Genomic DNA, 825 nt, shown 5'->3' with positions numbered 1-825 from the left:
CCTGCGCGAGGTGTTCGAGAAGGTGAGCGTCGAGGCGCTGGCCGAGGCCACGCTGCCCGTCTCGGTGATGGTGCGCACCGAGGACGAGGACGCCTGGCGTCCGCACTGAGTGCGGACCATCGGAGCGGGCGACGAGAATCGAACTCGCATGTTCAGCTTGGGAAGCTGATGTTCTGCCATTGAACTACGCCCGCGTGCTCGTCGGGCGGGCCCGTCGAGACGCCACGACCTTATCGCACGGTCTCGCGGGCGCGGGCACCACCGCGCTCGGTGGGTGCGATGGCCTAGGTTGGTCCGGTGCTGCTCTCCGACCGTGACATCCTCGGCGAGATCGACGCCGGCCGGGTCGTCCTCGACCCCCTCGACCGGACGATGATCCAGCCCTCCAGCATCGACGTGCGGCTGGACAAGTTCTTCCGCGTGTTCCAGAACCACCGGTACCCGCACATCGACCCCGCCGAGGACCAGAGCGACCTCACGGTCGAGGTCGTGGCCGAGGCCGGCGAGGCGTTCATCATGCATCCGGGCGAGTTCGTCCTCGGCTCGACCTACGAGCAGGTGAGCCTGCCCGACGACGTCGCCGCGCGCCTGGAGGGCAAGTCGTCGCTCGGACGGCTGGGGCTGCTGACGCACGCCACCGCGGGCTTCATCGACCCCGGCTTCACCGGGCACGTCACGCTCGAGCTCGCCAACGTCGCGACGCTGCCGATCAAGCTGTACCCCGGCATGAAGATCGGGCAGCTGTGCTTCTTCCGGCTGACCTCCCCCGCCGAGCACCCGTACGGCTCGCAGAAGTACGGCTCGCGCTACCAGGGCCAGCGCGGC

The 825-nt window shown here is 69.0% G+C and carries 1 protein-coding gene and 1 tRNA gene; one reads left to right on the top strand and one right to left on the bottom strand.

All coding sequences use genetic code 11. From position 1 onward, the window contains the following. Positions 1-123: 123 nt before the first annotated feature. Positions 124-194, bottom strand: a tRNA-Gly gene (locus tag ACI6PP_RS23225). 103 nt (positions 195-297) lie between these two features. On the opposite strand from ACI6PP_RS23225, the gene dcd reads away from it, so the two are divergent. Further along, the coding region (gene dcd / locus ACI6PP_RS23220; protein ID WP_421114126.1) for a dCTP deaminase at positions 298-825 on the top strand (528 nt) is incomplete at its 3' end.

The sequence above is a fragment of the Solicola agrisoli genome, assembly GCF_049059935.1.
GTDB lineage: Bacteria > Actinomycetota > Actinomycetes > Propionibacteriales > Nocardioidaceae > JAURVT01.
Note: the sequence above shows the minus strand (reverse complement) of the source record. Positions and strands in the feature narration are given on the sequence as shown.